19 protein-coding genes are annotated in these 26,733 nt (G+C 63.4%); 6 read left to right on the plus strand and 13 right to left on the minus strand.

All coding sequences use genetic code 11. The features are described 5' to 3' along the window. Nucleotides 1–7: 7 nt before the first annotated feature. The 4 genes from ACU8YE_RS16345 to ACU8YE_RS16360 all read right to left on the minus strand — a co-directional run bounded on the left by ACU8YE_RS16345 (nucleotide 8) and on the right by ACU8YE_RS16360 (nucleotide 5,863). A complete protein-coding gene (locus ACU8YE_RS16345; RefSeq protein ID WP_446929175.1) occupies nucleotides 8–889 on the minus strand; it encodes a branched-chain amino acid ABC transporter permease in 882 nt (293 codons plus the stop codon). Nucleotides 890–1,020: 131 nt separating this feature from the next. Beyond that, nucleotides 1,021–2,181, minus strand: a complete 1,161-nt coding sequence (locus ACU8YE_RS16350) for an ABC transporter substrate-binding protein (protein WP_232038807.1) — start codon at nucleotides 2,179–2,181, stop codon at nucleotides 1,021–1,023. A 451-nt stretch (nucleotides 2,182–2,632) separates the two neighbouring features. Further along, nucleotides 2,633–5,314: a diguanylate cyclase domain-containing protein gene (locus ACU8YE_RS16355; protein ID WP_322018206.1), complete on the minus strand. Its 2,682-nt coding sequence runs from the start codon at nucleotides 5,312–5,314 to the stop codon at nucleotides 2,633–2,635. A 108-nt stretch (nucleotides 5,315–5,422) separates the two neighbouring features. After that, the gene (locus tag ACU8YE_RS16360; protein WP_232038809.1) at nucleotides 5,423–5,863 is read right to left on the minus strand and encodes a surface-adhesin E family protein; all 441 of its coding nucleotides are present in this window, start codon (nucleotides 5,861–5,863) and stop codon (nucleotides 5,423–5,425) included. Nucleotides 5,864–5,988: 125 nt separating this feature from the next. Between ACU8YE_RS16360 and ACU8YE_RS16365 the strand changes: the two genes are divergently transcribed. Continuing rightward, on the plus strand, nucleotides 5,989–6,789 hold the full coding sequence (locus ACU8YE_RS16365) for a YhfC family intramembrane metalloprotease (RefSeq protein WP_232038810.1): 801 nt from the start codon (nucleotides 5,989–5,991) through the stop codon (nucleotides 6,787–6,789). On the opposite strand, the gene ACU8YE_RS16370 is transcribed toward ACU8YE_RS16365, so the two are convergent. The 7 genes from ACU8YE_RS16370 to ACU8YE_RS16400 all read right to left on the minus strand — a co-directional run bounded on the left by ACU8YE_RS16370 (nucleotide 6,786) and on the right by ACU8YE_RS16400 (nucleotide 15,716). Next, a complete protein-coding gene (locus ACU8YE_RS16370; protein WP_446929176.1) occupies nucleotides 6,786–8,144 on the minus strand; it encodes a sigma-54-dependent transcriptional regulator in 1,359 nt (452 codons plus the stop codon). The genes ACU8YE_RS16365 and ACU8YE_RS16370 overlap by 4 nt on opposite strands. Beyond that, a complete protein-coding gene (locus tag ACU8YE_RS16375) occupies nucleotides 8,141–10,057 on the minus strand; it encodes a sensor histidine kinase (protein WP_446929177.1) in 1,917 nt (638 codons plus the stop codon). Before ACU8YE_RS16375 ends, ACU8YE_RS16370 begins: the two co-directional genes overlap by 4 nt. A gap of 4 nt (nucleotides 10,058–10,061) precedes the next feature. After that, the gene (locus tag ACU8YE_RS16380) at nucleotides 10,062–11,402 is read right to left on the minus strand and encodes an MFS transporter (protein ID WP_232038813.1); all 1,341 of its coding nucleotides are present in this window, start codon (nucleotides 11,400–11,402) and stop codon (nucleotides 10,062–10,064) included. A gap of 282 nt (nucleotides 11,403–11,684) precedes the next feature. After that, nucleotides 11,685–12,635, minus strand: coding sequence for a UTP--glucose-1-phosphate uridylyltransferase GalU (gene galU, locus ACU8YE_RS16385; RefSeq protein WP_232038814.1), 951 nt, complete (start codon nucleotides 12,633–12,635; stop codon nucleotides 11,685–11,687). A gap of 266 nt (nucleotides 12,636–12,901) precedes the next feature. After that, the gene (locus ACU8YE_RS16390; RefSeq protein ID WP_446929178.1) at nucleotides 12,902–13,720 is read right to left on the minus strand and encodes a DNA-binding protein; all 819 of its coding nucleotides are present in this window, start codon (nucleotides 13,718–13,720) and stop codon (nucleotides 12,902–12,904) included. Nucleotides 13,721–14,040: 320 nt separating this feature from the next. Beyond that, nucleotides 14,041–15,051: a ParB/RepB/Spo0J family partition protein gene (locus ACU8YE_RS16395; RefSeq protein ID WP_260801112.1), complete on the minus strand. Its 1,011-nt coding sequence runs from the start codon at nucleotides 15,049–15,051 to the stop codon at nucleotides 14,041–14,043. Beyond that, nucleotides 15,048–15,716 carry a ParA family protein gene (locus tag ACU8YE_RS16400; protein ID WP_316668838.1) on the minus strand — a complete coding sequence of 223 codons (669 nt, stop codon included), beginning with the start codon at nucleotides 15,714–15,716 and terminating at the stop codon, nucleotides 15,048–15,050. Before ACU8YE_RS16400 ends, ACU8YE_RS16395 begins: the two co-directional genes overlap by 4 nt. Before the next feature lie 416 nt (nucleotides 15,717–16,132). Between ACU8YE_RS16400 and ACU8YE_RS16405 the strand changes: the two genes are divergently transcribed. Then, the gene (locus ACU8YE_RS16405) at nucleotides 16,133–16,336 is read left to right on the plus strand and encodes a cold-shock protein (protein WP_004632415.1); all 204 of its coding nucleotides are present in this window, start codon (nucleotides 16,133–16,135) and stop codon (nucleotides 16,334–16,336) included. A gap of 75 nt (nucleotides 16,337–16,411) precedes the next feature. Here the strand turns inward: ACU8YE_RS16405 and ACU8YE_RS16410 are convergent, their stop codons facing one another. Further along, the gene (locus tag ACU8YE_RS16410) at nucleotides 16,412–17,488 is read right to left on the minus strand and encodes a replication protein RepA (RefSeq protein WP_045205615.1); all 1,077 of its coding nucleotides are present in this window, start codon (nucleotides 17,486–17,488) and stop codon (nucleotides 16,412–16,414) included. A 1,437-nt stretch (nucleotides 17,489–18,925) separates the two neighbouring features. Here ACU8YE_RS16410 and ACU8YE_RS16415 point away from each other — a divergent pair. Next, nucleotides 18,926–20,230 carry an NCS2 family permease gene (locus ACU8YE_RS16415; protein ID WP_316869273.1) on the plus strand — a complete coding sequence of 435 codons (1,305 nt, stop codon included), beginning with the start codon at nucleotides 18,926–18,928 and terminating at the stop codon, nucleotides 20,228–20,230. A gap of 288 nt (nucleotides 20,231–20,518) precedes the next feature. Here the strand turns inward: ACU8YE_RS16415 and ACU8YE_RS16420 are convergent, their stop codons facing one another. Further along, nucleotides 20,519–21,781: an integrase gene (locus tag ACU8YE_RS16420; RefSeq protein WP_446929179.1), complete on the minus strand. Its 1,263-nt coding sequence runs from the start codon at nucleotides 21,779–21,781 to the stop codon at nucleotides 20,519–20,521. A 298-nt stretch (nucleotides 21,782–22,079) separates the two neighbouring features. Between ACU8YE_RS16420 and ACU8YE_RS16425 the strand changes: the two genes are divergently transcribed. From ACU8YE_RS16425 to ACU8YE_RS16435, 3 genes are all read left to right on the plus strand, one after another. Further along, complete coding sequence (locus ACU8YE_RS16425) at nucleotides 22,080–22,862, plus strand: DUF4397 domain-containing protein (protein ID WP_260801110.1); 783 nt, start codon at nucleotides 22,080–22,082, stop codon at nucleotides 22,860–22,862. A gap of 90 nt (nucleotides 22,863–22,952) precedes the next feature. After that, complete coding sequence (locus tag ACU8YE_RS16430; RefSeq protein ID WP_446929180.1) at nucleotides 22,953–25,370, plus strand: PAS domain-containing protein; 2,418 nt, start codon at nucleotides 22,953–22,955, stop codon at nucleotides 25,368–25,370. A 94-nt stretch (nucleotides 25,371–25,464) separates the two neighbouring features. Next, the gene (locus tag ACU8YE_RS16435) at nucleotides 25,465–26,691 is read left to right on the plus strand and encodes an AI-2E family transporter (RefSeq protein WP_232038821.1); all 1,227 of its coding nucleotides are present in this window, start codon (nucleotides 25,465–25,467) and stop codon (nucleotides 26,689–26,691) included. Nucleotides 26,692–26,733: the final 42 nt, after the last annotated feature.

Below are 26,733 nucleotides of genomic sequence, written 5' to 3' on the forward strand. Positions count from 1 at the left end.
GGTCTCCTTATGCCTTGCGTTCCAGCACCTTGCCGAACAGGCCTTGCGGCCGCACCAGCAGGATCAGGAACAGCAAGCCGAACGCCACCGCGTCGCGCATGGTCGAGCCGATGTAGGCCACCGACAGCACTTCGGCAAAACCGAGGAACAGGCCGCCCAACATTGCGCCGCGAATATCGCCCAGGCCACCCAGGATGATGACCGCGATGCCCTTGTGCAGCATCGGCTGGCCCATCAACGGGAACACGGCGTTGGAGTACAGGCCGATCAGCACGCCCGACAACCCGCCCAGCGCTGCGGCGGCAAACGAGGTCAGCAGGAACAGCCCTTCGACATTGATGCCGAGCAGCGCCGCCGCCTTCGGCGACTCTGCGATCGCGCGCAGCGCGCGGCCGAGTTGCGTGCGCTTGAGCAGCAGCATGAGCGCGCCCATCAGCACGAACGACAGCACGATGATGCTCAGTTCGAGCGGCGTGAGATGAATGCCGCCCAGGTCCAGCGAGGCGTCAGACACGAGCCCGGCCGGGAAGCGCAGGTTCTCCGCCCCGAACACGCCCTGCATGGCGTTATTGATGGCGATGCCCGCACCGATGGTCCCGATCATCGGGATCAGGTGCGGCGCGTTGCGCCGGCGCAGCGGGCGCAGCAGCAGCACATCGATGATGAGGCCGGCCACGCCACTCACGGCAAAACCGACGGCCAGCGCCGCCCATAGCGGCAGATCGAAGTGGAGGACGACCTGCAGCGCCGCATAGGCACCGAGCATGAAGACCGCGCCGTGCGACAGGTTGATCACGCCCAGGACGCCGAAAACCAGCGTGAACCCCAGGGCGAACAACGCATACACGCAGCCGAGCGACAGCGCATTAACGAGTTGCTGTTCCAGCATGATGAATCAGAGTGAGGTGCGGCCGAAGGGGACCAAAGCAGTCACCAAAGCAGCCGCAAAAAAAGCGATGGGGCGTAGGTTTAGCTACGCCCCGCCTGTCTCGTTCAAAGGGTTTCAACGAGAACCGAAGATTACTTCTCGATGGTGTACTTGCCGTTCTTGGTCACGCTCACGATCGGCGTCTGCACGGCGTCATAGCCAGCCGGCTTGCCACGTGCCGTCACCTGGCGGAACGCAAATGCACCGGTCGCGCCAACGTGCTTGACTGCCGGCAGCGCATCGCGGATTGCCTTGCGATCGGCTTCGAGGTTGCCGCTGAACTTGACCGTCTTCAGCGCCTTGCTCGCGATGTACATGGCGTCATACGCCTGCGCCGCAAACTGATCCGGCGCGGCCTTGTACTTGGCGGTGTAGGCGGTGATGAACTTGCTGTTCTCGGCCGTGTGGTTCTCGATCGACCACGGGCTGCCCACCCACAGGTTGTCGGACTTATCCTTGGCCAGGTCGAACACCTTGACCGAGTTCATCCCATTGCCGCCGATGACCGGCACATTCAGGCCGAGCTGACGCGCCTGCACCATGATCGGACCACCTTCGGCAATCAGCGCCGACAGCACGATCGCATCCGGGTTCGTCGCCTTGATCTTCGTGAGTTGCGCCTTGAAGTCGACGTCGCCCTTGGCGAAGGTCTCGGTGGTTGTCACCGGAATCTTCAGGTCTTCGAGCGCCTTCTTGAAGTTGTCGTACCCGCTCTTGGTGAAGACGTCGTCGTTGCCGTACAGCACGGCGACCTTCTTCACGCCGGCCTTCTTCACAACGGTCTGGATCGTTGCCGGCAGCACGTCGGCTTCGGTCACGGAATTGCGGAAGACGAAATCGCCGATGCTGGTGATGCCGTCTGCGGTGTTGGAGGTGCCAAAGGCGACCGTCTTGGAAGCCTGCGCGATCGGGTCGGCCGCCTGTGCCGAGTTCGACAGCGTGGGGCCGAACACCATCGCCACCTTGTCCTGGAAGATCAGCTTCTTGAAGACGTTGATGGCTTCTTCCTTCTTGCCCTGCTCGTCTTCGATCACCAGTGCGATCTTGCTGCCGTTGATACCGCCCGCGGCGTTGATCTCATCAGCGGCCAACTGGAAGCCGTTGCGGATGGCCACGCCGTACTGAGCTGCGCCGCCCGACAGCGCTTCGGCCACACCGATCTTGATGTCCTGGGCCGCAGTTGCCGCGCCCGTTGCGATTGCCGCCCCCGCAGCCACTGCCGTCAACAGCAGCCGTTTGATCATTTTTTGCATGCGAACCTGCTCCTTGTTTGTCCGTCGCGATTGCTTGAATGCGATGCGTCTCGAAGATGCGCTGGCCCAACACCGTCGCTCCCCCCGCATGCGCCCTGCATCGCGTCCGGACGCTCGCCTGCCGGGTTTCGCGCCACGAAGACAAGACAACGTTGGCGAAACGGCGGAAGACCTGCCGGGCGAGCGATGCCGGATCGGGCATGCGTGCACCGGAAGTGCGTCGGAGTGTGAAGCGAAGGCGCCATGGGTACAGCGCTCTTGTGCGACGCGCCGGGGTGGCCGGCGCGTGCAGTCAGTCGCGGGACTTTACCGGAAAGCGCACGACCGTGCGATAGGGGATTGTCCGCCGCCCGGCCTGGGGGGCGGTCATTGCGGCGCAACATTGCCTGCGCAATACCGTCAAATCGACGTGGAGCGTACCCGTTTCTGCGTGCCTTGCCGCACTGCGAAATCAGCCCGTCGGAAGCTCGTCGGCGCTGACAAACAAGCCCTTGCCACGCGATTTGGCTTCGTACAACGCCTCGTCGGCGGCTTCGAAGACGACGCTCTGCGCCAGCGTACGCGCGTCGAAGGTTGCGATACCGATGCTCGCGCCCACCTGCACCATCGCCTCACGCAGGCGAAACGGCTTGTTGCATGCGGCAAGGATATTCGCGGCAACCGTCTTTGCGTCGCCCGGGTGCGACAGGTGCTCCAGGATGACGGCAAACTCATCACCGCCAAAACGCGCCACGCCGTCATACGGGCGCACAGCACGCGCCAGCCGCTGCGCGAAAGTACGCAGCAGCGCATCGCCAACGGCGTGCCCGTGCGTGTCGTTGACCACCTTGAAGTGGTCGAGATCGATCAGCAGGAGCGCTCCGGTCGATCCATTCACACGTGCCTGGTCCAGCGCCCCCTGCAAACGCGCTTCAAAGCCGGCACGGTTGGCCAGGCCGGTGAGGTGGTCGGTGGTGGTCAGCGCGCGCAGGCGCAGCTCCTGCTTCTTGCGCTCCGTAATATCCAGCGTGACCGAATGCACACCCGCCACGCGGCCTTGCGAGTCGAACTGCGGAAGGTAGCTGACCTCTTCACACCGGTATTGATCGAGGGCCCCGGTCTCGCGCTCGAAGACCATCGTCTCTCCGCCCAGCGCACGCTGCAACGCATCGCGGAGGTTGCTGTAAGCGTCGTCCCCCACGACTTCGCGCAGCGTCTGCCCGAGCATGCTCACGGTCGATCGTCCATACGCTTTCTCGTAGGCGGCATTCAGGAAGCGGAAGCGCTCCTCGGTGTCGATGAAGGCCACCAGCGCGGGCAGCGCATCGGTCACGGTCTGCAGCGTTTCGCGGCTGCGCTGCAGCGCTTCCTTGGCGGCCTTGTCCTGCGTGATGTCGCGCATGACCGACGAGAAATACTCCATGCGCCCGGCAGGATCGCGGTGCGCGATGATCATGTGGTTGATCGGCACGACCTGACCCTCGGCACCTCGCGCGGTGGTTTCGCCAATCCATACGCCATCGCGCGAGGCTGCGGGTACGGCCACCTCGCGCAGCCAGCCCATTGTCTCGGGCGGGTAGAAATCCGCAACCGTCAGGCCTTGGAGATTGGCACCCGGCGCAATGCCGGCAAAGCGGCGGCCGGCCGGATTCATGTAGGTGACGTTGCCCTGTACGTCGCTTTGCGCAACGAAGTCGGTGGTGGAGTCGAGGATCTTGGTCAGCACGCGCGAGGCTTGTTGCGCCCGCGCCCGCACGGTGATGTCTTCCATCGCCCCAACGTGGCCGACCACCTCGCCGTCCACCCGCACCGGCGCTGTCGTGACCACCAGCAATCGCTCACCCAGGCCTGGCACGATCACGTGCTGCTCGGCGTTGTAGCCGGCCCCGCGTGCGACCGCGTCGCGCCAACCGGCCATGGTGGCATCCCGGTCGTCCGGATGCAGACGTGCGAGCCACACATCGGCCAGCGCCTCTTCATGCGTTGCACCGAGCAGCCGGCGATACGCCTCGTTGGTATAGACGGTCCGCCCCTCCGCATCCGAGCGGAACAACCCGAGCGGCGACGCATCGTTGACGGCTTCGAGTTCGGCGCGCTGGCGGACGACCTCGTCCATCAGCTTATGGAACGCCGTTGATACTGCGTCGATTTCCGCAGAGGTACTGCCCAGCTCGAGCGGAGGCGCGTTGCGCAAGTCCGTGGCCGAAAGCTGCGTCATGGCTGAATGCAACCGGCCAAGCGGGCGCAACAGCCACAGCATCGCCGCCCACACCGATGCGCCGATCATCGCCGCCAGCACCAGGAGCGACCAGCGAAAACGCTGGCGCATGAGGAAGAGCTGCCGGTTGGCCTCGGCGCCGGGCAACACCGCAGCGAGGGTCCAGCCGGCCGAGGTGATGTCTTGCGTGGTGACCACGTCGCCACCGCGATCAGGCAGTGCGTCCGGATTCGCGTAAAAGGCTGCGGCCACCGCCGGATCGGCATCGAGCGGCGCCAGCGTCTTGTCGGCCTGGGGGTGGACGATATAAACGGGGTTGTCACCGCGCGTGGCCAGGTAGACATGGCCGGTCTGGCCCACGCGCATATCGCGCATGTCGCCCAGAAAGTTCGGCTTGAGCAGGTACAGCGACGCGCCGATCAGCCCGACGAGATTGCCATCCTGATCATGCACGGGCGCGGCCATGATGACGATGGGCTCGCCGCCCACACGGTTGCGCAGCGGTGCGGAGATGGTCGGCTGGTCAACCACCATGACCTGCCTGAAGTAATCCCGATCCGAAATGTCGATGCCGACCACGCCCGCGCGGTGCGGCGAGGTGGCTGTCACCTTGCCGTCAGCCGAGGCCAGGAACACGCCGTCGAACAGGCCGCTGGCCGGCTGGATGGAGCGGTAGAACGCCGCTTCTTGCGCCGGCGTGTCGAAGTGTACGGTGCGCATCTGCTGCGCAGTGCGCTCGAGCACGCCCAGGTATGTGTCCAGCCGCTGCTTCAGGTCTTCCGCCGACTCCTTGACCATGGCCGTCTGCTGCGCCTTGATCTGCGCCATCACCTCGCGGCGGATCGGCTCGCGTTGCGACCAGCCGAACACGCTCACCACCGTCACGCTGATGACGGTCGCCATGATGGCCGCCTGCGACTTCAGGGTCAGTTTCATCAAACGGTCGGCTGGCGCCGGCGCCCCTCGCGGCCGGCGTCTTGTTGTGGTGTGAGGGCAAACACCATAGTGCTATGCCCGCCGGTCAATGTCGAGTCGCCGCGGGGTCTAACGGCGGCCGCAGACATAGGCGGCCGAGCGCGCCGCGAGCGTACCGGGGCGGATGCGCATCCAGTGCGCGCCGGCTGCGGTATCGGTATCGAGCGTGGCGCCGTCGGGACCGCGCACCACGTAGTCGACCAGGCGGATGCGCTGGCGATGGCAGTCGATCTCCTGGCGCGAGAGGATCATCGTGCCGGGCCGGTAATGGGCGCCATGGGCGCGGCGTTCACTGCGCTTGAGCACCGTGCGCGCCAGAAAAATTTTGTGACCGGTACGGTTGGAGCGCAGCGACGTGCGATCGATGGAAGCCACGACGGACGTCGTCGTCAGGTATTGGTGCCAGCGTGCAGCCTGGGCAGGCACCGCCATGCCGAAGGCGCCCACGCCGACACTGCATATCCAGATCCACCGCCACATCATGCGTTTCACGACCGTCCGTCCTGCCATATCAAGAAGCCAAGAAGCGGCATTGCTGCCGCAGGTACGTATTGTAACAATCGGCCCGCAAGACTCGCGCCAGCACGCTCAGGTAGCATGCGGCCAACTCGATTGCCCGACTGTCTCCATCCGCCATGTTCACCGTCGCCATCCCTGCCCTTGTTGCCCACGCCATCGCGGCCTTGCTCATCGCAAGCGTGCCCGTCGTAGCGTGGTTCTGGCTGCGGCGGCGCTTCGACCTGGCATGGCGCGACATCGGCGTGGGCGCGGCGGTGTTTGTGGTGTTTGCGTTGGTGCTGGAACGCACGCTGCATTTGTACCTGCTGCAGCTCAACCCGACCACGGCGCACTGGCTGCGCATGCCCGTGCTGTTCGTCATCTACGGCGCGCTGATGGCCGGCTTGTTCGAGGAAAGCGGCCGCTGGCTCGGCCTGCGTTTTCTCGTGCGCAAGCCGGGGGGTGCCGCCACACCGGTGGCGTATGCGCTCGGTCACGCGGGCATCGAAGCCTGGCTGGTTGGTGCGGCATCGCAGGCCCAGATGGTGATGTTCGGCATTGCCAGCAACCGCGGCGAGCTGGAATCGCGCCTCGCGGCCAGCGGTGCCGATGCCATGGTCGGGACCATCCATGCCATGCTGGCGCAGCTGTCGCCGTGGCTGGCGCTCGGTGCGGTGAGCGAGCGCATTGCGGCGATGCTGATCCAGTTCACGCTCACGCTGGTGGTGTGGCACGCGGTGCGGCAGCGGCGGTTTGTGATCGTCGTGCTGGCGGTGTTGCTGCATGCGCTGGCTGACTTGCCCGCTGCGCTGTACCAGGTACATGTGCTGCCCCTGGCGGTGACCGAAGCGATCTACGCCGTGGCCGCCGTGCTGCTGGCAGCAACGTGCTGGCCTCCGCAAGGCGGCCGCAAGATCGGCGAATCCTCGCTGCGCTAACTGCTGCGGAACTTGTCCGGCTCGATGCCGTGCCGGTTGAGCTTGTCGTATAGCGTCTTGCGCGGCACGGCGAGCAAGTCGGCCGCACGGGCAACGTTGCCCTCCGTGGCGCGCAGTGCTTCTTCGATGGTGGTGCGTTCGACCGCCATCATCCGGCCGGCCAGGGAATGCTGGCTCGCCTCTGAAACCACCAGGCCGTCGTCCAATCCGAGGCAAAAGCGCTCCGCCACGTTCTTCAGTTCGCGCACGTTGCCGGGCCAGTCGTGGTGCTGCCAGCGCATCATGTCTTGCGCAGACCAATCGGGCGCCGCACGCTCGTAGCGCACCGCAGCCTGCTGCAGAAAGTGGGCCATCAGCAGCGGAATGTCTTCGGCACGCTGGCGCAGCGCCGGCAGCGCAATCGACACGACGTTCAGGCGGTAATACAAGTCCGCGCGGAACTGCCCGTGATCGGATGCCTCCTTCAAGTCGACCTTGGCGGCAGCCACCACACGGCAATTGACCGGCACGCTCGCGTTACTGCCCAGCCGTTCGATGCTGCGTTCCTGCAGCGCACGCAGCAGCTTGGCCTGCAGCGCCAGCGGCATCGATTCGATCTCATCCAGGAACAGCGTGCCGCCATCTGCATATTCCATCTTGCCGATGCGGCGGCGGTTGGCACCTGTGAAAGCGCCCGCCTCGTGGCCGAACATCTCGCTCTCGAACACGGACTCCGGCAGCGCCGCGCAATTGAGCGCGACGAACGGCCCGCGACGTCGGCTGCCTTCGTGAATGGCGCGCGCGAGCACTTCCTTGCCCGAGCCGGTCTCGCCCGTGACGAGGATGTCGGCATCGGTCGGTGCCAGCGCGGTGACGAGCCGGCGTACGTTCTGCATGACGGCGCTCTGGCCGATCAATGGGTACGCCTGCCGGCCCTGCAGCGCTTCACGCAAACGCAGGTTTTCGGACGTGAGCCGGCGCTTCTCCAACGCACGCCGCACCACGTCGACGAGGCGCTCTGAGTGGAACGGCTTCTCCATGAAGTCGTATGCGCCCGCGCGCATGGCGGCCACGGCCATCGTCACATCGCCATGACCGGTGATGAGGATGACGGGCAACTGGCGGTCGTGCCGCAGCATCTCGCGCAGCACAGCCAGGCCGTCGCGGCCGGGCAGGCGCACGTCGGTGACGACCACGGCCGGCGTTTGCGTGGCGAGTGCGGCCAGCGCGCTTTCCGCGTCGGCAAAGGACTGCACCGGCACGTCGGCCAGCGAGAGTGCCTGCTCGCAGCCCAGGCGCACGACGTCATCGTCTTCGATCAGGAAGACGGGCGCGTGGTCGATGGGGGAAGGGTCTGGCGTGCCGTGTTCAGTCATGTGGGTTTCACAACGCGTTCAAGCTCGATGATGAATTCTGCGCCACCTGCATCGTCACCCGCATTGCGGCCTTCGAGCCGGCCGCCAAAGTCTTCGATGATCGCCAGCGAAATCGCCAGCCCGAGCCCCAGGCCCTGACCATCGTCCTTGGTGGTGAAGAACGGCTCGAACAGGCGCGGCAGCACATCAGTGGAAATGCCCGGACCGAAGTCGCGCACGGTGATGCGTACCCATTTCTCGATGGGCTCGACGCTCACCCGCACGGTAGCCGATTCGGCGACCGGTCCCTCGGCGGTGGCATCAATGGCATTGCGGATGAGGTTGACGAGTACCTGCTCAAGCCGCACGGCGTTGGCCCAGACCGCAAGATCAGCTGGGACGGGTTCGGTCACCACCGTCACGCCGACCTGGCGGCGACGCGTTTCCACCAGCATCAGCGCCTGGCGGATGGCTTCGTCCACCGACACAGCCGCGCGTGCCGCATCGCCCTTGCGCGAGAACGCCTTGATGTGCGAAACGATGCGGCCCATGCGTTCGGCAAGCTGGCTGATGTGCGTGAGGTTGCCGCGCACTTCGTCGATGCGGCCGCGCTCGGCAAGCTGGTTGGCGTTGTCCGAGAGCGTGGTCAGCGCGGTAAGCGGCTGGTTCAGTTCGTGCGTGATGCCGGCGGCCATCTGGCCGAGCACGGCGAGCTTGCCGGCCTGCACGGCAGCATCGCGCGTTTCGCGCAGGATGCGTTGCGCGGCATCGAGCGCTTCGACCTTGCCGGCCAGCGCGGTGTTGGCGGACGTCAGCTCCGCAGTGCGCTGCGCGATCCGTGCTTCCAGATCACGCTGGACTTCGCGCAGTGCGGCGCGCGCGCGGTGCTGCTCTTCGCGCCGGCGCGTACGCAGGCGCAAAGCCACGAGTACGGCGAAGATCAACGCCATCGCAAACGCGGCACTTGCACCGGCCACCAGCGCGGTACGCTGCTCGTCGCGCGGGTCGATCAACACGGCGACCTGCCAGCCGAGCAGGCCCACCGGGCGGTACTGCACACGCAGCGTCGACGCCGATTTTCCGGGCAACGCCACGCGCACGGTCTGCGGCGGGTGGTCCGCAGAAAAGGGTACGCTTGCGGCTTGCCCGTCGCGCGTTCCGAGCGGCGTGAGGTTGTGGGGGGCGTACTGGCGCGTCGCGTCGAGTGCTGCGCGCTGGTCCGCGCTCAAGGTGCCGAGTGTGCGGTATTTCCACTCGGGTACGGACGACAGGAAGATCACGCCGTACCGATCCAAGAGCAGCACCGTATCGCCGCTGCGCGACAACGTGGCCTCGAATGCATCGAGGTTGACCTTCACGACGACCACGCCGATCGGCTTGTTGTCTTCGCGCACGGGGGCGGCCACGAAATAGCCCGTCTCGCCGGTGGTATTGCCCACGCCGTAGAAGCGACCCAGCCCTTCGCGCATGGCCTCAACAAAGTACGGGCGGAATGCGTAGTTCTGGCCGACGAACGAGGTCGGCAGATCCCAGTTGCTGGCCGCAATCGTGAGGCCGGTCGTATTGATCAGGTGCGCAGCGGCCAGATCGGTGGCCGCCTGCACTTCCTTCAGATAGGCATTGGCTGCGCGGCGCATGACAGCGTCGCCAGCCTGGGGATTCTCTTGCAGTGCGACGTGCAGCACATGCTCCAGCGCCGCCAGCCTCGGCAATGATTCATAGCGGGCCAGCGTGCTGCGCAGGTTCTGTGCGTAGAAGGTGGTGCGCTGGCCCGCCTCTTCGGCGCGCGTGGCAACGTAGCGCTGCAGGGCGATGGCGTAAGCGCCCCACCCCGCTGCCGCACAGCACGCCGCCATGGCCAGCGCGACGGCCATGCGCCAGCCGCGCCCGTGTGCGGGGTGGGCAAGGTCTGCGTGGCCGTCAGTTGGCGACATGGGGTCAATGTTCGATGCGGGAATGCTCGCGAGTATCGCGCATGAACACGTACACCAACAGCGACAGGAAGATCGTGCCCGTCACATACCAGTAGAACAGCGACTCGTGACCCGCCTGCTTGAGCCACAGCGCGATGTACTCGGCCGTGCCGCCGAAGATCGACACCGTGAGTGCATACGGCAGGCCCACGCCCAGCGCACGCACTTCCGCGGGGAACAGCTCCGCCTTGACCACCGCGTTGATCGACGTGTAGCCGGAGACAATCACCAGCGCAGCCATGATGAGGAAAAAGGCCGTCCACACGTTGGTGGTCTGGCTGATGCCGGTCATGATTGGCACGGTGAACAGCGTACCCAGCACGCCAAACGCGATCAGGATCGGACGGCGGCCAATGCGGTCGGACAGCCCGCCCACGATCGGCTGCAGCATCGCGAACAGCAGCAGCGTGGCACCAGACACCAGCGTCGCCGTGTCCTTCGACAGCCCCACCGTGTTGGCCAGGAACTTCTGCATGTAGATCGAGTACGTGTAGAACGCCACCGTACCGCCCGTCGTCAGGCCCACGACCGTTGCAACGGCGCGCGGATGCTTGGCCAGTTCCGACAGCGTGCCGCGCTTCTTGTTTGTCTTCGCGGCGGTAAAGGATTGCGTCTCCTCCATGTGCGAGCGCATGACCATTGCCAGCAACGCACACAGCGCGCCGATGAAGAACGGGATGCGCCACCCCCACGCCTCAAGCTGCGCCGGCGACAGCACGAACTGCTGCAGCACGATCAGCAGGGCCAGCGCCGTCAGTTGCCCGGCGATGAGCGTGACGTACTGGAAGCTCGAGTAGAAGCCGCGGTTTTCCTTGTTGGCGACTTCGCTCAGGTACGTGGCCGAGGTGCCGTATTCTCCGCCGACCGACAAGCCTTGCAGCAGACGCGCCAGCACCAGCAGCACGGGTGCCGCCACGCCGATGGTCGCGTAGCTCGGCGTGAGCGCAATGATGAGCGAGCCCGCGCACATGAGCACCACCGAGAAGAACAGCGCGCGCTTGCGGCCGTAGCGATCTGCGTAGATACCCATCAACCACCCGCCCACCGGACGCGCCAGAAAGCCGACCGCAAACACCGCCGCCGTATTGAGCAGCTGCGCGGTCTGGTCGCCCTTCGGGAAGAACGACTTGGCAAAGTACAGGGCAAACGCCGAGTAGACATACCAGTCGTACCACTCGACAAGGTTGCCAATCGAACCGGAGAAGATGGAACGCAGACGACGGCGTACGTCTGCGGGAGTGTCTTTGGTGGGGGCCTGCGCGGGCGAAAAGTCGCCCGTGACCGCACCAGCCTGAGGCTGCGTCATGGTGTCTCCTTGGAGCGTTGCGGCGGCCTTTGCTGGTGACAGTTCGCACACGGAGCTGCGTGTGCGACGTCCAAGCGGTCCGCCGGTTTATGGGTGGTCGCTCTTACTCAAGAAGCATTCCATGCAGAAAACAGGCGTGTCGACCCGCCACAAACGCCCATGGCACCAGGCTTTGCGGGGAATTGACCGAACAACGGGAGATCGGAGAGGTGTGCGGTTTATCAGAATCGGCCGGGCGGCCTGTGCGGAAACCCGCACGACCGATTCTGAAAGGGACGAAGCTCAGGCAGCCACGCTCAGCGGAATGGTGTCGCGAACCAACGACTCCATCTCGGCAGACACATCTTCATGCGTTTGGGACAGGCCCAGACGCTCATGCAGATACGCCTCAAAGTCAGCACGCACTTCCGGGTGGCGCAGCGCAAACTCGACCGTCGCCTGCAGGTAACCGAACTTGCTTCCGCAATCGAACCGCTGACCACGGTAGCGATACGCCAGGATCTGCTCTTCGGCCAGCAGGCTCTGGATGGCGTCCGTCAACTGCAATTCGCCGCCTGCGCCAGGCTTCAGATTGCGCAGATGATCGAAGATGCGCGGCGTCAGAATGTAGCGCCCGACCACGCCCAGGTTCGACGGCGCATCCTTCGGCGCCGGCTTTTCGACGATGCCATCGAGCTTGACGAGGCGGTCATCCCATTCACGGCCGGCAACCACCCCATACGACCGCGAGGCTTCCGGCGCAATCGTTTCGACGCCGACGATGGAGCACCGGTAGTGATCGTAAAGCTCCGTCATCTGCTGCATGACGGGCGGCTGGTTGTCCAGCAAGTCATCGGCCAGGATCACGGCGAAGGGTTCGTCGCGTACCAGTTTCTGCGCACAGAGCACGGCGTGGCCGAGGCCCAGGGTCTCCGGCTGACGCACATAAAAGCACTCGACGCCGGACGGCTTGATCGACTGCACCATCTCCAGCAACGCCTGCTTGTTCTTGGCGGCCAGTTCGGTTTCAAGCTCGTAAGCCTTGTCGAAATGGTCTTCGATAGCGCGCTTGGCGCGGCCCGTGATGAAGATCATTTCCGTGATACCCGCGGCGGCAGCCTCTTCCACCGCATATTGGATCAGCGGTTTATCGACGATCGGCAGCATCTCTTTCGGGCTGGCCTTGGTGGCGGGTAGAAAACGTGTACCGAGTCCCGCCACGGGAAACACGGCCTTGGTGATCTTCTCGTTCATGACAACTCCATTGGTGAGACGTAGCGTCATGAGCAAGTCATATGCCAGCGACAATAAAAGGGGTCGACCCTTTGACGGAGCACCATCTGGCGCGCCCCGCGCAACGTTGTGGGCGTTGCATCGGCACCTTTCCTACAACGGGTTGAAACTCCGTCGCACCAACTTTCAGCGCCGAAAGTCGAAAAGCGTACCCAATTCTGCGTGCCGTTCTGAGCCAACTCGCGCTCGGCCAGACCAGTAAGCACCCGCTAACAGTGTGTCGAAAATCAGGAAGATGGCTTGACCCAGCCGCGCGAGACCGGCGCGGTGCGCTCGGGCGTGCGCCGATAGGCATCGATCTGGGCGTTCAGTTGCGCGACCTCGGCTTCCAGGGTTCGGATGCGCTGACGCAGTTGATCGGCTTCGTTTTGCGTCTGCTGGCGCACCGCATCGTTCTGCAAGCGTAGAAAGCGCTCCGTACCCGCCAGCGCGCTGGCCGCGCCCTCCAGGCGGGTCACGGTTTCCATGGTCTGCTCCAGGCGCTCGAGGGTCGCGTCGGTCAACTTGGGCGGCACGGCCGGCGCCGTGGCAAGCGCTTCGCCGAGACGCCGCTCCAAGTCGGCCATGGCGGCCTGCAATTGACGATTGCGCGCGGCTTCGTGTTCCAGCGCGCGCTCCGCCACCTCGGCTCGGATGCGCGCTTCCATCCATTCGGCGCCCGCACCGGGCGCGCCAATGGCGCGCGAGGCGATGCGGTTGCGTTCGTCGCGCGCAGAAAGCGTACCCGTTTCTGCGTGTGCCAACGGGATCGGCCAAGGCTCAACCGCATCCGCAGCGACACCTCGCGCAACCGGCCCGCGCCCCTGCGCCCGGTCGATCGCCTTCTGTAACGTCGCATTGCTCGGACGCCGGCGTACTCCGGCTTCCGCCAACCACTGCACGTAACGCCGAACGCCGTAAACACGGCGCGTCACCGCCTGAACGGCTTCGATCACCTCATCCAGGAACACAGCGTTGTCGTGCGGGAAGGCGATATCCAACCGTCGAATCGCTTCAACGATTCGTTGCTGCTGCTCAGCCGAGAAATAGAGACCGGGGCGTGCCATAGGGGCTATCGAGTGTCCATATAGTGTACATCAAGGGTTAAAAACCTCAAGCAGTGTACGTTACATATCATTATTTACATTTTACGCAGTTGTACTTGCAGTCCAATCGTGAAGCATAAACATCCCCTTTGAATGGCAAGCCCCCTCATTTCGGCGCCGGGCGGGCCGGGGAACGAGTCCTTCGATGGGGTGCACCGGACACCGCTGAGCCTGCGCAGAAACGGGTACGCTCCACGCGCCGATATGGCCCTCGTGTCCGAAATCAGGGCGAAAAAAAAGCGCCCCATGGGGCGCTTTTTGCGGACAAATCTGCGGCGGATCTACAGTAGGGCGACGTCCAGGCCAAATCGGCTTTTCAGCGCTTCCACCAGCGATTCCCGGGCGGCACGATCTCCGAGCTTCACATCAAGCATCACTCTTCCGGAATCCCACTCCTTGATTGTGCCGAGAAGATCACCTTCCGCGCTTCGAATCTTGTATTGGCGGCTGACTTCCTTCACCTTGCGGGTACGCCCTTCTTGAGCCACCTTGCGGATCTGCTCCACGTCGCGGCTTGAAAGCCCCTCTTCCAGTACGCGATGTACCAGCTCACGCGTACGGTCTTCGCCCGCGCTCTTGAAGTACAGCGTCAGCTCGTATCCGGTCGCGATGCCGATACCAGCCGGTCGCTCCTTCATGACTTCGAGCACTGACTCCGGCAGTTTCAGCAGCGCCAACGTCTTGTTGACCGTTCCTGCGGATACGCCGGTAATCTCGCAAATATCTTCTTCTTTTTTAACTTTTCCTTCATCTAGCAGCTGCCGCCAAGCGATGGCGTTGTCCAACACGGATTGGCCGGAACGCTGCTCGTTCAAGACGAAGGACAGCCGATAGAAATCGATATCCGACAGGCCGTCCTCGATGAAGCAGTCCATCTCGGCCTTCCCAGCGGCGGCCAAGGCACGCTTCCGGTAATGGCCGTCGATCAGGACATACCAACCTGGGCGTGCCGGGTCTGGCGCCGCCAAGCCTGGCGTCTGCTGACCATGCGTAGCGATGGACGCCGCCCGCTCCTGGACGATCTGCGGATCGTAGATGCGGCGGGCGTTAAGCGGATTTTCCTGCAACCGTTCAAGCGGAACCTTGATCACCCGGCGTTCAGACGTATTCGCGGGCACGGGACTTTCAGCGCTGAAAGCAGCGCCGGGGGTAGCTTGGCCAAGCAGGCCGCGAGGGTGCGATGTAATCGCTTTTTCTGCTAGCGCAAAACGATCAACGGGTGTCGCCTTGGTCTTCTCTGCGGCAATGCCGGCCAGCATGCCGTCTTTGAGCGATTTCAACTTCGCGCTCATACACGTTCCTCCTGCAACAACTGCAACACCTCGTCGATCAAGATGTCGACTTCACTGATGGCTTCCCGGGCGCCCGACACACCATGCACCGTCGCACCGATCGCCTGACACTCCCGAAATGCAGAGCGCGAACCGATCATGGAATCCATCAAAGGAATATCACCATCATCACCAAGAATTTCAATTGCTTGCTTCGCGAGCGAAACCCGCCGCTGGACCATATTCGCCAGTACGCGAATGCGCAGCGTTTCGTTGGTTACCTGGGCCTGCTGCGCGAGGGCTTTGGCGGCCACGGCAGCCCAGAGATCCGGCGGCGACGGCACTACGGGAATCAACGCAATGTCGGAGATCAGCAGCGCGCTTGACGAAGACGGCGAGTGCACCGCTGGAGGGCAATCGACGACGATGTAATCGTAGTCCGCCACAAACTTGCGCACCTCTCTGTGCATGGCGCCGCCAGACGGCGCTAAACCGATCACCGAAGCTGGAAAGGGCTTGTCTTCGGGCGCTTGAGCGGCCCACCGTGTGGCTGTTCCTTGCTCGTCCATATCGACCAGCAGCGTTTTACTCCCCCGCAAACCAAGGGTTCCGGCGATGTGCATGCTGACCGTGGTCTTGCCGCATCCGCCTTTCTGATTGAATACCGTTACGATCTTGGCGCTCACTGGTCCTCCACTTTCAGCGCTGAAAGTCAGCAGCGCTCATCTTAGGGAAGACAGCATAAAAACACAAGTTCGATAAATTTCAATTCATACAAATTTCAACGGATAGGCGCTCCCAAAAAGGAGGCCGTCTAGGTGGTTTTCAATTCACCTAAATTGAGATGTAAATGCGGCCTTTAGCGCATAACTTTCTGCGTTCAACCCAGCATTTACAGGCTTTGTAGGTGTTTACCAGTGGGATGCATAAAAGCGACATTTCGCGAAAATACCGCCCATCGACACTCTGCCCCAAACTGGTTATGATGCTCGGACAGTCGTCTGAAGACTTTGTCTACGCAAGATTCGGAATCAGCCGGTTCTTCGTGCGATGTCCGGATCGGCTGGACGACGTGTTTTTTGTTTTTTAAAGGAATTTTTGCATGGCCACGGGTACTGTCAAATGGTTTAACGAAACCAAAGGCTTCGGCTTCATCACTCCGGACGGCGGCGGCGCAGATCTGTTCGCGCACTTCTCCGAAATTCAGGGTTCGGGCTTCAAGACCCTGAAGGACGGCCAGAAGGTCACCTTCGAGGTGAAGCAAGGCCCGAAGGGTCTGCAAGCCTCGGCGATCAAGCCGGAATAAATTTCAGGCTGATCGCCTGAGATGAAAAAGGGGAGCGTCTGCTCCCCTTTCTTTTTGTCCAACGCTTTGCGTGCTTCAGGCCAGCTTCCGCACGCTGGTACGCGATGGCTGCAGAATCAGCGCCTTGGACGAGTCAGCATCGACTTTCGCGTCTGGATAGACAACCAGCACGTCCTTCAGCGCCTTGCGGAACAACGCACGGAATTTCCGCTCGCTTTCGGTCTCGGTACCGAATTGCATCTGCAGCGCTTCCCAAGGGATCTCCGTACGCTTCTGGATCGTAAAGAAGCGGTATGTGAGCCACGAATACACATCCAGTGCAAACGGCGATTGCTTGAGCGCCTTCAACGCACGCATATCCACCGGCACAGGGCGATTCACGAGTTCGTTGAAGAACGGTTCGGACAGCACCACGAAGCTCTCAAACATCGAGCCCTGGCCCGGCTGCATTGGATCCCACCACGTCGACAATTGATCGGCCAGCAGGTAACCGATGCGATCGATCGATAGTGGTTCTTGGTTCTGATTCTGGCTGCTGGGCGCCGACTTGTTCTGCACGATGGCAATCGTGGCAGAGAACAGGCGGATCATCTGCTGGCGCACCAGCGTCATGGTGCCCCGCTTACCACCGGTGGCCATTGGGATGCCCAAGTTGTACATGAACTCGGACAGCGAGTTGCCCAGCGAAATGCGCCGGTCTTCCACCGTGCCCTGGAATTCGCCGCGCTTCTTCTTGGCCATGATCTCCTTGCCGATCCAGGCCAGCATCAGCCGAGGATACGAGCCATAGGGATAGCCGAAAGAGACCGTCTCGGAGACGATGCGCTGCCGCCCATTGCTGGCCCGCTCAGAACGCTGCTGCGTGAAGTAGCCCGGCTGGATCATCAGCGAAATGTTGCCGCTGGAACGCGTCCAGACTGGCGGTGCCCCCTTTGGAGCGCGATAGGGGAGGGTGACCTGCACGCTGGCGCGGCTGAGAAAGCCAACCTCGCCGCTTTGCCAGGCGTCTTCCCGTTCCATCGCCTGTGCTTCGTCGAACAGGCGCTGAAACTTCTCCGGCGCGGCAATGACTTGCCCTCCCGAGGGGACGATGATGCGGCCGGGCGACTCGTCGGCCGGTTTCCCATTGGGTGTAAGGCGTTTGGTGACCATGGTGGGCAAGAATTGTTCAGAGCCTTTGTACTAAAACGCCTTCGCCTTGTCACGCAGAATTGGGTACGTTTTCTTATTTTCGCTCGTTGTCGCGGGAAGGGCATCGGTGGGCAACCGTTAAGGTTGTCCACGGAAGACCTTTCCTCACTACAAGCTATATATACCTTCTACGTTTACTACAGGTAAACCGTATACGCGGCCCGTAAAGCCTTGTCAGAGCTGGGTTTAGAGGGGTAAACCGAACCAGATTCTGCGAACGCGCGAACCAGATTCTGCGCGATGGCGTACCCGCTTCTGCGCGAAACCGTACCCGCTTCTGCGCATTGGGCGTACCGGAATCTGCGGGGACAACATCATGTTGTCCACAGTGTTATCCACAGAAAACCGGGGTTGGGCGAGGCCGTTCGGTGCGTTTTCGCATGCGCGTACCCGTTTCTGCGGCCGATTTGACGATTTTTTAGACCGGCTCAGCCTGTTTGTCGTCGAAGCGTACCTGTTTCTGCGTGGATCAAGGGGATTTCGGCACATGTTGGCGTACCCAAATCTGCGCGCATGCCGATTCCGGCGATTTCTTGGTGCTTGTTACCGTTGGCTGTTCGCTGAAAGCGAGCGCACGCTTCGCACCGTCTGCATAGGACCCACGCGTACCCGTTTCTGCGTGGCGGCTAGAAAACGGCATATAGCTGCAGATCATCAAGCCTGCTGCCTAAGACGGATGAATCCTGAACTTTCATCGCTGAAACCTGGACGAGGGGAGACCGTTTGGCAATGTCTCGCGGCATGACGTTCCAGCGGCCGTACCTGTTTCTGCGGGTAAAAAGCCTTATTGGCCAAGGGCTTGGCGAGGCGGGGTGCAGATAGAGCGTACCCGTTTCTGCGGAGGGCCGCGCAGAAATGGGTACAACCCACCCCGGGCTTCTTGCGCAGAAACGGGTTCGCTTTAGAGGGACCCTTGGGCGCGACCATGCGCAGAAACGGGTACGGCGTCGCACTTCAACGGCTCGCAGAAACAGGTACGCCTTTACCTGTCAGTACGCCCTCTGTATTCGTGGAAATTCGTACCCGTTTCTGCGCTTGTCTGCGCAGAAACGGGTACGCCCGTCGCCACGCAGGCCGCGTAGCATCGGGCTTTCGCAGAAACGGGTACGGTTTGTCGGTGAAGTCGTGTCCTGCGCTGCCTGGGCGATAGGGCTCGCCAGGCGATGTGCACACGTCCGGCGTTTCGGGCATCATGCGCATCCCGCGCACCGGGCTGGCACTTGGCCGGCGCGTTTTCCATCATTCGATTCGCATGAACGGCATTTCGTACGCGCCGCCTTGGGGCGCCGGAATCTTGCTAAGAGTAGCCTCGCCCCATGGTGGGCGTGCATCGGGGGAGCCAGGCGCAGGACGGCGTCGGCCAGCCATGACACTTCACAACAAGAGGAGACAACCTGAATGACCTGGCTCGCGCGCACCTTCAAGCTCGAGGAACACCAGACCGACGTCCGCACGGAAGTGCTTGCCGGGCTGACGACGTTCCTCACCATGGCGTACATCATCTTCGTCAACCCGAACATCCTGGCTGACGCAGGCATGCCGCACGACGCGGTGTTTGTTGCCACCTGCATTGCCGCGGCAATCGGCACCGTCATCATGGGGATGTACGCGAACTACCCGATCGCGATGGCGCCGGGCATGGGCCTGAACGCCTACTTTGCGTACGCGGTGGTCAAGGGCATGGGCTTTACGTGGCAGGCGGCACTGGGCGCGGTGTTCATTTCCGGCTGCCTGTTCCTGCTCGTGAGCGTGTTCCGCATCCGCGAGATGATCGTCAACGGGATTCCGCATTCGATTCGCGTGGCGATCACGGCGGGTATCGGGCTGTTCCTGGGCATCGTGTCGCTGCGGGGCGCGGGGCTGATCGTCGGGAATCCGGCGACGCTCGTGACGCTGGGCGATGTGCACCAACCTTCGGTCATCCTGGCAGTGATCGGCTTCTTCGTGATCGTGGCGCTGGACCACCTGCGCGTGAAGGGCGCCATCCTGATCGGCATTCTGGCCGTGACAGCAGCGAGCTTCTTCTTTGCCGGCAATACCTTCCACGGTGTGGTGTCGATGCCGCCGTCGCTCGCGCCCACGCTGATGCAACTCGACATCATGGGTGCGCTATCGGTCGGCATCCTGAACGTGGTGCTGGTGTTCTTCCTGGTGGAGCTGTTTGACGCGACCGGCACGCTGATGGGCGTGGCCAACCGCGCGGGCCTGCTCAAGCAGGGCAAGATGGACCGCCTGAACAAGGCGCTCCTGGCCGACAGCACGGCCATCATGGCGGGCTCCCTGCTGGGCACGTCGTCGACCACCGCCTATATAGAAAGCGCTTCGGGTGTGCAGGCCGGTGGCCGGACAGGGCTGACCGCGCTGACGGTGGCGGTGCTGTTCCTGCTATGCCTGTTCTTCTCGCCGCTGGCTGGCGTGGTGCCGGCTTACGCGACGGCGCCCGCGCTGCTGTATGTGTCGTGCCTGATGTTGCGCGAACTGGTGGATCTGAACTGGGAAGACACCACCGAAGCCGTGCCGGCCGTGCTGACAGCGCTGATGATGCCGTTCACGTATTCCATCGCCAACGGCGTCGCGTTCGGCTTCATCACTTACTCGGGGCTGAAGCTGTTCACGGGCCGCATGCGCGAAGTGCCGATCATCGTGTGGATCATCGCGGCGGTGTTCCTGTTCCGCTTCTTCTATCTGTCGGGCGGGCACTGAGCGCCAGGGTCTTCAAGCAACACACAATGAGCGCGGACTCTCGGGTCCGCGTTTTTATTGGAGCATTTGAGTCAAAGCGTACCCGTTTCTGCGTGCAATTTCGGGGCCGAGCGTACCCGTTTCTGCGTGCCGCCGTCGACAATTTGGCGGCGAAGCGTACCCAATTCTGCGGACGAGGTAAGCGACAACTGTCGCGCAAATCGCACCGACAATTGATTTCGACAATGCGTGAATACGGCATCTGCGCAGGCGGTGCGTACCCGTTTCTGCGCGATGTGTGGAGGACTGTCAGGCGGACGGCAGGGCCAGTTTGCGCGCAGCGTCAGCAATGCTGGCGGCCAGATCGGCTTCGCGCGCACGCACGGAAGCACTCGGCAGGGCGGTAAGACCGAGCGCATGGGCGATGTCGGCGGCGGCTTCGCCAGCGGCAAGCCGCTCGCGCAAGTGAGCCCCGCGCACGCCGCGCAACGAGGCATTCGCCAGGCGTACTGCCGCGTCGGCGTGGCCCAGGCCACGAGCGTACTCAGCCGCTTCACCGAGCATGGCCTTGACGATGAGCAGCAGTTGCGAACGCGAGGCGATGCCCTTGCGCTCGCCGAAGTCGCGGCGCAGGGCGGGGGAGTCGATGATGGTGCCGTCTGCGCGTCGTGGCGATCGCTTGCGCACCGACAGCAGCAGCGGCGTAGCTTCATTCGGCAACGGCAGCGGCGACAGGCCAAAGACTGTGCGGTACTCGCGCAGCGCAGACATCAACGCATCGCATGGCAGCCAGCGCTGCGAGCGGCCTGTGCCGATCGCCAGCAGCCAGACCGACGCGGGCAAGAGTGCGTCGGATGTCGCGTGGCCGGTCGGCACGGCGTGCAGCGCCACGTCGCCCATGCGGGCGGACACCAGCTCCGATACACGTATCCCCGCCTGTGTGAGCAGCACGGCGAGGAAGTGATCGCGCGCTTGGCGCAAGCGCGCTTCACGGCCCAAGGCGACACGCGCACGCACGGCATCGATCATCAATGCCATGTCGGATGCGCTCAGTGCCGAGTCCGATTCGGATGCCCCGACGGATTTGGGTGCAGGCGCGCTTGGCGCCGGCACGGTAATGACGATCGCATCGTCATCGAGAAATGGATTCGCGCGCAGATAACCCGTGCGCTGCAGCCAGCCGCAGAGATTCGCCGCGATGACGCTGCTCTGCCGAGTGGAACGTGCCGAGAGCGGGCCGCGCAGCGGCGTCCAGTTGGCATCGTCGCGTTCGATGCCGCGCGAACTGATCGCCCATGCAGGCGGTTCTTGCAAAAAACGCAAATAGGCCGACGCGTCGTCGCGCTGCCAGCTTGCGATCGGCTTACCGAATGTGCGCGCGTACCAGCACACGCGCTCCGCTTCTACGCGGTACTGCGAGAGCGTGGAAGCACTCACCGCACGGGCGCCAGAAGCGCGCGCAGCGAGCCACGCCTGCACGCGTTCGCGCTCTTGCGCGAAAGCCTGCAGATCGGCCTGGGAAGCGGCGTTATCGGGAAGGGGCACGGCATCAGCCGGGCGCGGTTCGAGCATGCGAAGCGTGTGTGAGGCACGAAGACAAAACAGATCGCGCAAGTATAGCGATCCGCATTCACGCCCAGGCCGCGAGACCTGATTGGAGTGGTCATTCAACTGCGATGGGCACGCGCCGTGCTCAATGCGGGAACGTCGCTTCGTATGTCGGACGCATCCGACAAAACGATCGGAACCGGTTCGATAGGCGCGCGGAATGTGCGCGTTTATCTTCGGCTCCACAAGTTGACAACAACGGACATGGGCGTGCGATGTATGCGGCCCGATTCATGAAAGGACTCTCCCTCCGAGGTGCAAGATGAAGATACAGATCAGGAAGATCGTCGCCGTGCTGGCGCTGGGTTCGTTGGGCGTGCTTGCCGGATGCGGCGGCGGTGACGACGACATCGGGCAGATCATCGGCACCAGTTCGCCGCAATACCGCACGGTGCACGCCAACCCGTTTATCGGCAACGTTGACTTTGGGGTGAACGGCACCACGAAGATCACCAATGTCGGCTTCAAGAACGTCAGCAACTATTTCGGCATCGACGCGACGGCCAGCACGGGCACGGTGTCGAACACGGGCAGCAGCACGCCGCTGGCCTCGACCGGCTTCACGCCCGCAAACGGCCACCGCTATACGGCGCTGGCCATCGTGGCCGCCAACGGTTCGGCGACGAGCCTGGCACTGATCGATGATCCGTACAACAAGTCGATCCTGTCGGACAAGGCGCGCGTGCGCACCTTCAACGCTTCGTACAACGCCCCCAATGTGGACGTGTACGTGACCGCGCCGAATGTGGATCTTTCCGCCATTGCGCCGACGATGAGCGGTGCCGCGTATGGCGGCGCTGCGCCGGCCAGCACGCAGGATTCGATCTACGTCGATGGCGGCACGTACCAGGTGCGCGTGGCGACGGCGGGAACGAAAAACATCATCTTCACCTCGCAGCCGTTCAGCCTGGCCAACAACGCCGACTGGCTGATCACCACGCTGCCGGCAGGGGGTGTTGGCGCGGTTACCCCGAACGCGATTCGTGTGCTGGTGGCTCAGGCTAACGGCGCTTCGCAGACGGCCTCTGAATTGCCCTCGCAGTAACGTCGTTCCACGCCCTATGATGCGGTGCTGCGGCACCGCATTTTTTTGGGCGGCGCCTGTCGGGAATGAAAACTGCTAACGAAGGGCGCAATGAGTGAATCCGTAACGGGCTGGTCGGCACCCGTGCGCGCAGCGCGCGAGACGCGTGCTGCACTGGCCGCCAGGAAGCAGGTTGATGTGTTCTGGGTAGACGATCCGTTGACGGGTACGCGTCTGCACGTGAGCGCCGGGGCGCAGACGTGGGGCGTGCAACCCGATTCGTTGTGCGGTATCCGCGACCGCTGGCTCGTCCATGTGCATCCGGATGACCATATCGCCCTGCGTGCCGCCTGGGAGGGCTTGGCGCGGGGGCAGGAGTTCGTCCTCGAATACCGCTGGCTCGGTCCCGACGACGGGCAAACGCGCGAATACCGCGTTCGGGAACGCGGCTACCTCATGCCAAGCCTCGACGGTGCATCCGCTCATGCCGTCGGCGTGGTCGAAGACGTGACGCAGGGCCAGCAGACCTTGGCGGTGCTCGCCGAGTCGGAATTCCAGCTGCAATGGCTGACCGAAAGCGTGCCGTTTCCGCTTGTGCAGATCGACCCCGAGCACCGCGTGCGCTTTGCCAACCGCGCCTATGCAGAGCGCTTTGGCGCTCGGCACGAAGACGTGCTGGGGCGCCATCTGCGCGAACTGATGGGCGAGGCGGCATATGCGCGCGTCCTGCCATACCTGAGCGATGCATTCGCTGGGCAGCGCGTCGAATTCGAAATGGAGCTGTCGTACCCGGCCGATGTTGGCCGCCGCTTCGTGCATGCCGCGTATTCGCCGCAGCATGGTCCGGACGGCAGCGTGCAGGCGCTCGTTTGCGTGGTGGAAGACATCACCGAGCGCAAGGAGGCCGAGCACGAGCGCTTTCGCCATCAGCGCGAGTTCGTCACGCTGGTCGAGAACGCGCCCGACGTGATTGCGCGGCTCGATCGCGAACTGCGCTGCGTGTATGTCAACCGCGCCGTCACCGAAGCCTTTGGTGTGACGCCTGCCGGGCTGATCGGAAAGACGCTGGCTGCATCGCCCCTTTCCGCCGAGGTCACGTGCCCGCTGGAGGACGCCGCGCGCCGCGCCTTCGCCTTGGGCGCTGAACAGACGCTTGCATTGCATCTGGACGTGCGGGACGGACGCCCGCGCATTGCGCACTACAACGCGCGTGTCATTCCGGAAGCCGACCGGAATGGTGCGATGGAATCGGCGCTGCTCATCATTTACGACGTGACCGAACGTACCGAGGCCGAGCGCGAGCGGGATGCCTTGTTGTTGCGTGAACAAGCCGCGCGTGCACAAGCGGAGGCCGCAGCGCTGGCGCGGGATCAGTTCCTGGCGGTGGTGTCGCACGAACTGCGCTCGCCGCTCAATGGCATCCAGAACTGGGCGTATGTGCTGGAGAGCCAGATCGCAGGCGGTGCGCCGCTCATGCAGCGCGCGCTCGCCGGTATCAAGACCGGCGTCGAGCAGCAGGTGCGCTTGATCGAAGACCTGCTGGACGCCACGCGCGTGATGAGCGGCAAGCTGCGCCTGACACGCGAGCCATTCGTGCTGCGCGCGGCGCTGGAGAGCGCGCTCAACAGCGTGCACACGCTGGCAGCCGAACGCCATATCACCCTGCACACCACCATCGAACTGAACGATCACGAGATTGACGGCGATGCCGATCGGGTCGAGCAGATTGTGTGGAACCTGCTGACCAACGCCATCAAGTTCACGCAGGAAGGTGGCGAGGTCTGGCTGTCAGCCGATCTGCTGGGCGAGGTGGCGCGCATTGTCGTGCGCGATAACGGCCGCGGGATTGCGCCGGCGTTCCTGCCGTACCTGTTTGATCCATTTCGCCAGGCTGACGGCGCGCACACGCGGCGCACGGGCGGCCTCGGACTGGGTCTGGCGTTGGTCAAGCGCCTGACCGAACTGCATGGCGGACGCGTTTATGCGCGCAGTGAGGGTGAACAGCAAGGCACCACCTTCACCGTATATCTGCCGCTGCATGCTGGCGCCGATCTGATCACGCCGCTGGCTGACGACCCCGATCGCACCGGGCCATTGCCCTCACTGGCGGGCCTGCGCGTGCTGCTGGTCGACGATCAGCACGATGCCCGCGACGCGCTGGCCACACTGCTCACGCAAGTCGGTGCGGAAGTCGGCAGCGTGGGCTCCGGCCACGAAACGATGGCGCTGCTCGACGCCTGGAGCGCGCGGGGCGAAGCAGGCCGCCCGCAGGCGGTGGTGTGCGACATCGCGCTGCCCGATGAAGACGGCTACGCGATCCTGCAGAGAATTCGAGCGTGGGAACACGAGCATCTGCCGGCAGGTACTGCGCCGATGGCCGCCATTGCGCTGACTGCATTTGCACAACCGCACGATCGTGCGCAGGCGTTGGCCACGGGTTTTCAGGAACACCTGATCAAGCCCGTGTCGCCGTACGATTTGGTGCGCACGTTGCGCATGCTTGCCATGCCTGCTTCCACGCCTTCATAGGCGCACCAAGGCACAACTTTTGCGCAGAGAACGGTGAACCACTTTCTCTGCCATGCCAGCTGAACTCACACCGCCTCCCCCGCAGCCGGAACCCTTGCACGGCAGCCTTCTCGACGGGCTGCGGCAGCCGGCTTGGCGCGTGGCGATGGTGCTGGTGGCCATTGGTGGCACCCTGGTATTTCTGCAATGGGCACGGGCGTTTCTGGTGCCGTTCACCCTTGGCGTGGTGCTCGCGTTTGCGCTGAACCCGGTGGTCGTGTGGTTGCGGCGTTGCTATGTGCCGCGCCCCATTGCAGCGGCCATCGTGGTGCTCGGTCTGTGGATTGCCGGTGCAGTGCTGGTTTTCGGAATGCAAGACGGCGTCTCTGCCATGGCGGCCCGGCTGCCGTTGGCCGCGGAGCGCATGGCAGAAGCCGTCGATGGTATGCGCGGGCACATGGGCGGCGCATTCGACAAGATGCGCGAGGTGACCGTCGCGCTCGAGCACGCCGCCGAAGGCGTGCAGGGCAAGCCGGCACCGGTGCCTGCCAAGCGCTCGCCTGCAGCTGCTGCTCCTGCTGATCAGGCGGCCGCACAGCCCGTCCTGCCTTTGCGCGAGTTCCTGTGGACGGGCTCAGCCAACCTCTTCGCGCTGGCGGGCCAACTCGTCGTGGTCTCGTTTCTCGTCTACTTCTTGCTTGCGTCTGGCCAGGCGCTCAAGCGCAAATGGGTGCGCGCGGTGGGCAACACGCTGAGCGAGAAAAAGCGCGCGGTACGCATGATGGCGGTCATCGGCACACAGATCCAGTATTCGCTACTGGTGCTGTTTGCCACCAACATCGTGCTGGGGGTACTGACCACCGTGGCCTTTGTGCTGCTCGGTATGGAAGACGCGGCGGTCTGGGGGCTCGCGACCGCCGTGCTCCATTTCGTGCCGTATCTCGGTTCGGTGGTGATTGCCGTGGCCAGCGGCATTGGCGCATACCTGCAGATGGGCGCGTGGTCAGATGCGCTTGTCGTGGCAGGCGTCACGCTGCTGCTGGCCACGCTGGTCGGCACGCTGCTCGTGACGTGGCTGCAGAGCCGGGCGTCCAAGCTCGATCCGTGCGTGGTCTACATCGGCCTGCTGCTGTGGGGCTGGCTGTGGGGCCTATGGGGGTTGCTGCTGGGGACGTCGATCACGGCGATGATCAAGGTGGTATGTGATCACGTCGATCGGCTGCGTCCGCTCGGTACGCTGCTCGGCACCACCGATGCGCCCGCCGGCGTGTCGCAGCGGTTGCTGGACCGACTGCGCGGCCGCCCGACACGTCGCTCGGAGCGCGTGCGGCTTCTCCGCTGATTGCACAAGCGTCACCTTGCGCAGCAAGCGTTACAAGCGTGC

It is taken from the genome of Ralstonia sp. VS2407, from assembly GCF_052950655.1.

Excerpts from the sequence above, each read along its gene's own strand:
- ACU8YE_RS16395 (WP_260801112.1), bottom strand. The coding sequence starts at position 15,051 with ATGAGCGCGAAGTTGAAATCGCTCAAAGACGGCATGCTGGCCGGCATT.
- ACU8YE_RS16420 (WP_446929179.1), bottom strand. The coding sequence starts at position 21,781 with ATGCTCGAACCGCGCCCGGCTGATGCCGTGCCCCTTCCCGATAACGCC.
- ACU8YE_RS16425 (WP_260801110.1), top strand. The coding sequence starts at position 22,080 with ATGAAGATACAGATCAGGAAGATCGTCGCCGTGCTGGCGCTGGGTTCG.
- ACU8YE_RS16405 (WP_004632415.1), top strand. The coding sequence starts at position 16,133 with ATGGCCACGGGTACTGTCAAATGGTTTAACGAAACCAAAGGCTTCGGC.
- galU (WP_232038814.1), bottom strand. The coding sequence starts at position 12,635 with ATGAACGAGAAGATCACCAAGGCCGTGTTTCCCGTGGCGGGACTCGGT.
- ACU8YE_RS16430 (WP_446929180.1), top strand. The coding sequence starts at position 22,953 with ATGAGTGAATCCGTAACGGGCTGGTCGGCACCCGTGCGCGCAGCGCGC.
- ACU8YE_RS16375 (WP_446929177.1), bottom strand. The coding sequence starts at position 10,057 with ATGTCGCCAACTGACGGCCACGCAGACCTTGCCCACCCCGCACACGGG.
- ACU8YE_RS16380 (WP_232038813.1), bottom strand. The coding sequence starts at position 11,402 with ATGACGCAGCCTCAGGCTGGTGCGGTCACGGGCGACTTTTCGCCCGCG.
- ACU8YE_RS16390 (WP_446929178.1), bottom strand. The coding sequence starts at position 13,720 with ATGGCACGCCCCGGTCTCTATTTCTCGGCTGAGCAGCAGCAACGAATC.
- ACU8YE_RS16370 (WP_446929176.1), bottom strand. The coding sequence starts at position 8,144 with ATGACTGAACACGGCACGCCAGACCCTTCCCCCATCGACCACGCGCCC.
- ACU8YE_RS16345 (WP_446929175.1), bottom strand. The coding sequence starts at position 889 with ATGCTGGAACAGCAACTCGTTAATGCGCTGTCGCTCGGCTGCGTGTAT.
- ACU8YE_RS16355 (WP_322018206.1), bottom strand. The coding sequence starts at position 5,314 with ATGAAACTGACCCTGAAGTCGCAGGCGGCCATCATGGCGACCGTCATC.
- ACU8YE_RS16350 (WP_232038807.1), bottom strand. The coding sequence starts at position 2,181 with ATGCAAAAAATGATCAAACGGCTGCTGTTGACGGCAGTGGCTGCGGGG.
- ACU8YE_RS16360 (WP_232038809.1), bottom strand. The coding sequence starts at position 5,863 with ATGGCAGGACGGACGGTCGTGAAACGCATGATGTGGCGGTGGATCTGG.
- ACU8YE_RS16415 (WP_316869273.1), top strand. The coding sequence starts at position 18,926 with ATGACCTGGCTCGCGCGCACCTTCAAGCTCGAGGAACACCAGACCGAC.
- ACU8YE_RS16410 (WP_045205615.1), bottom strand. The coding sequence starts at position 17,488 with ATGGTCACCAAACGCCTTACACCCAATGGGAAACCGGCCGACGAGTCG.
- ACU8YE_RS16365 (WP_232038810.1), top strand. The coding sequence starts at position 5,989 with ATGTTCACCGTCGCCATCCCTGCCCTTGTTGCCCACGCCATCGCGGCC.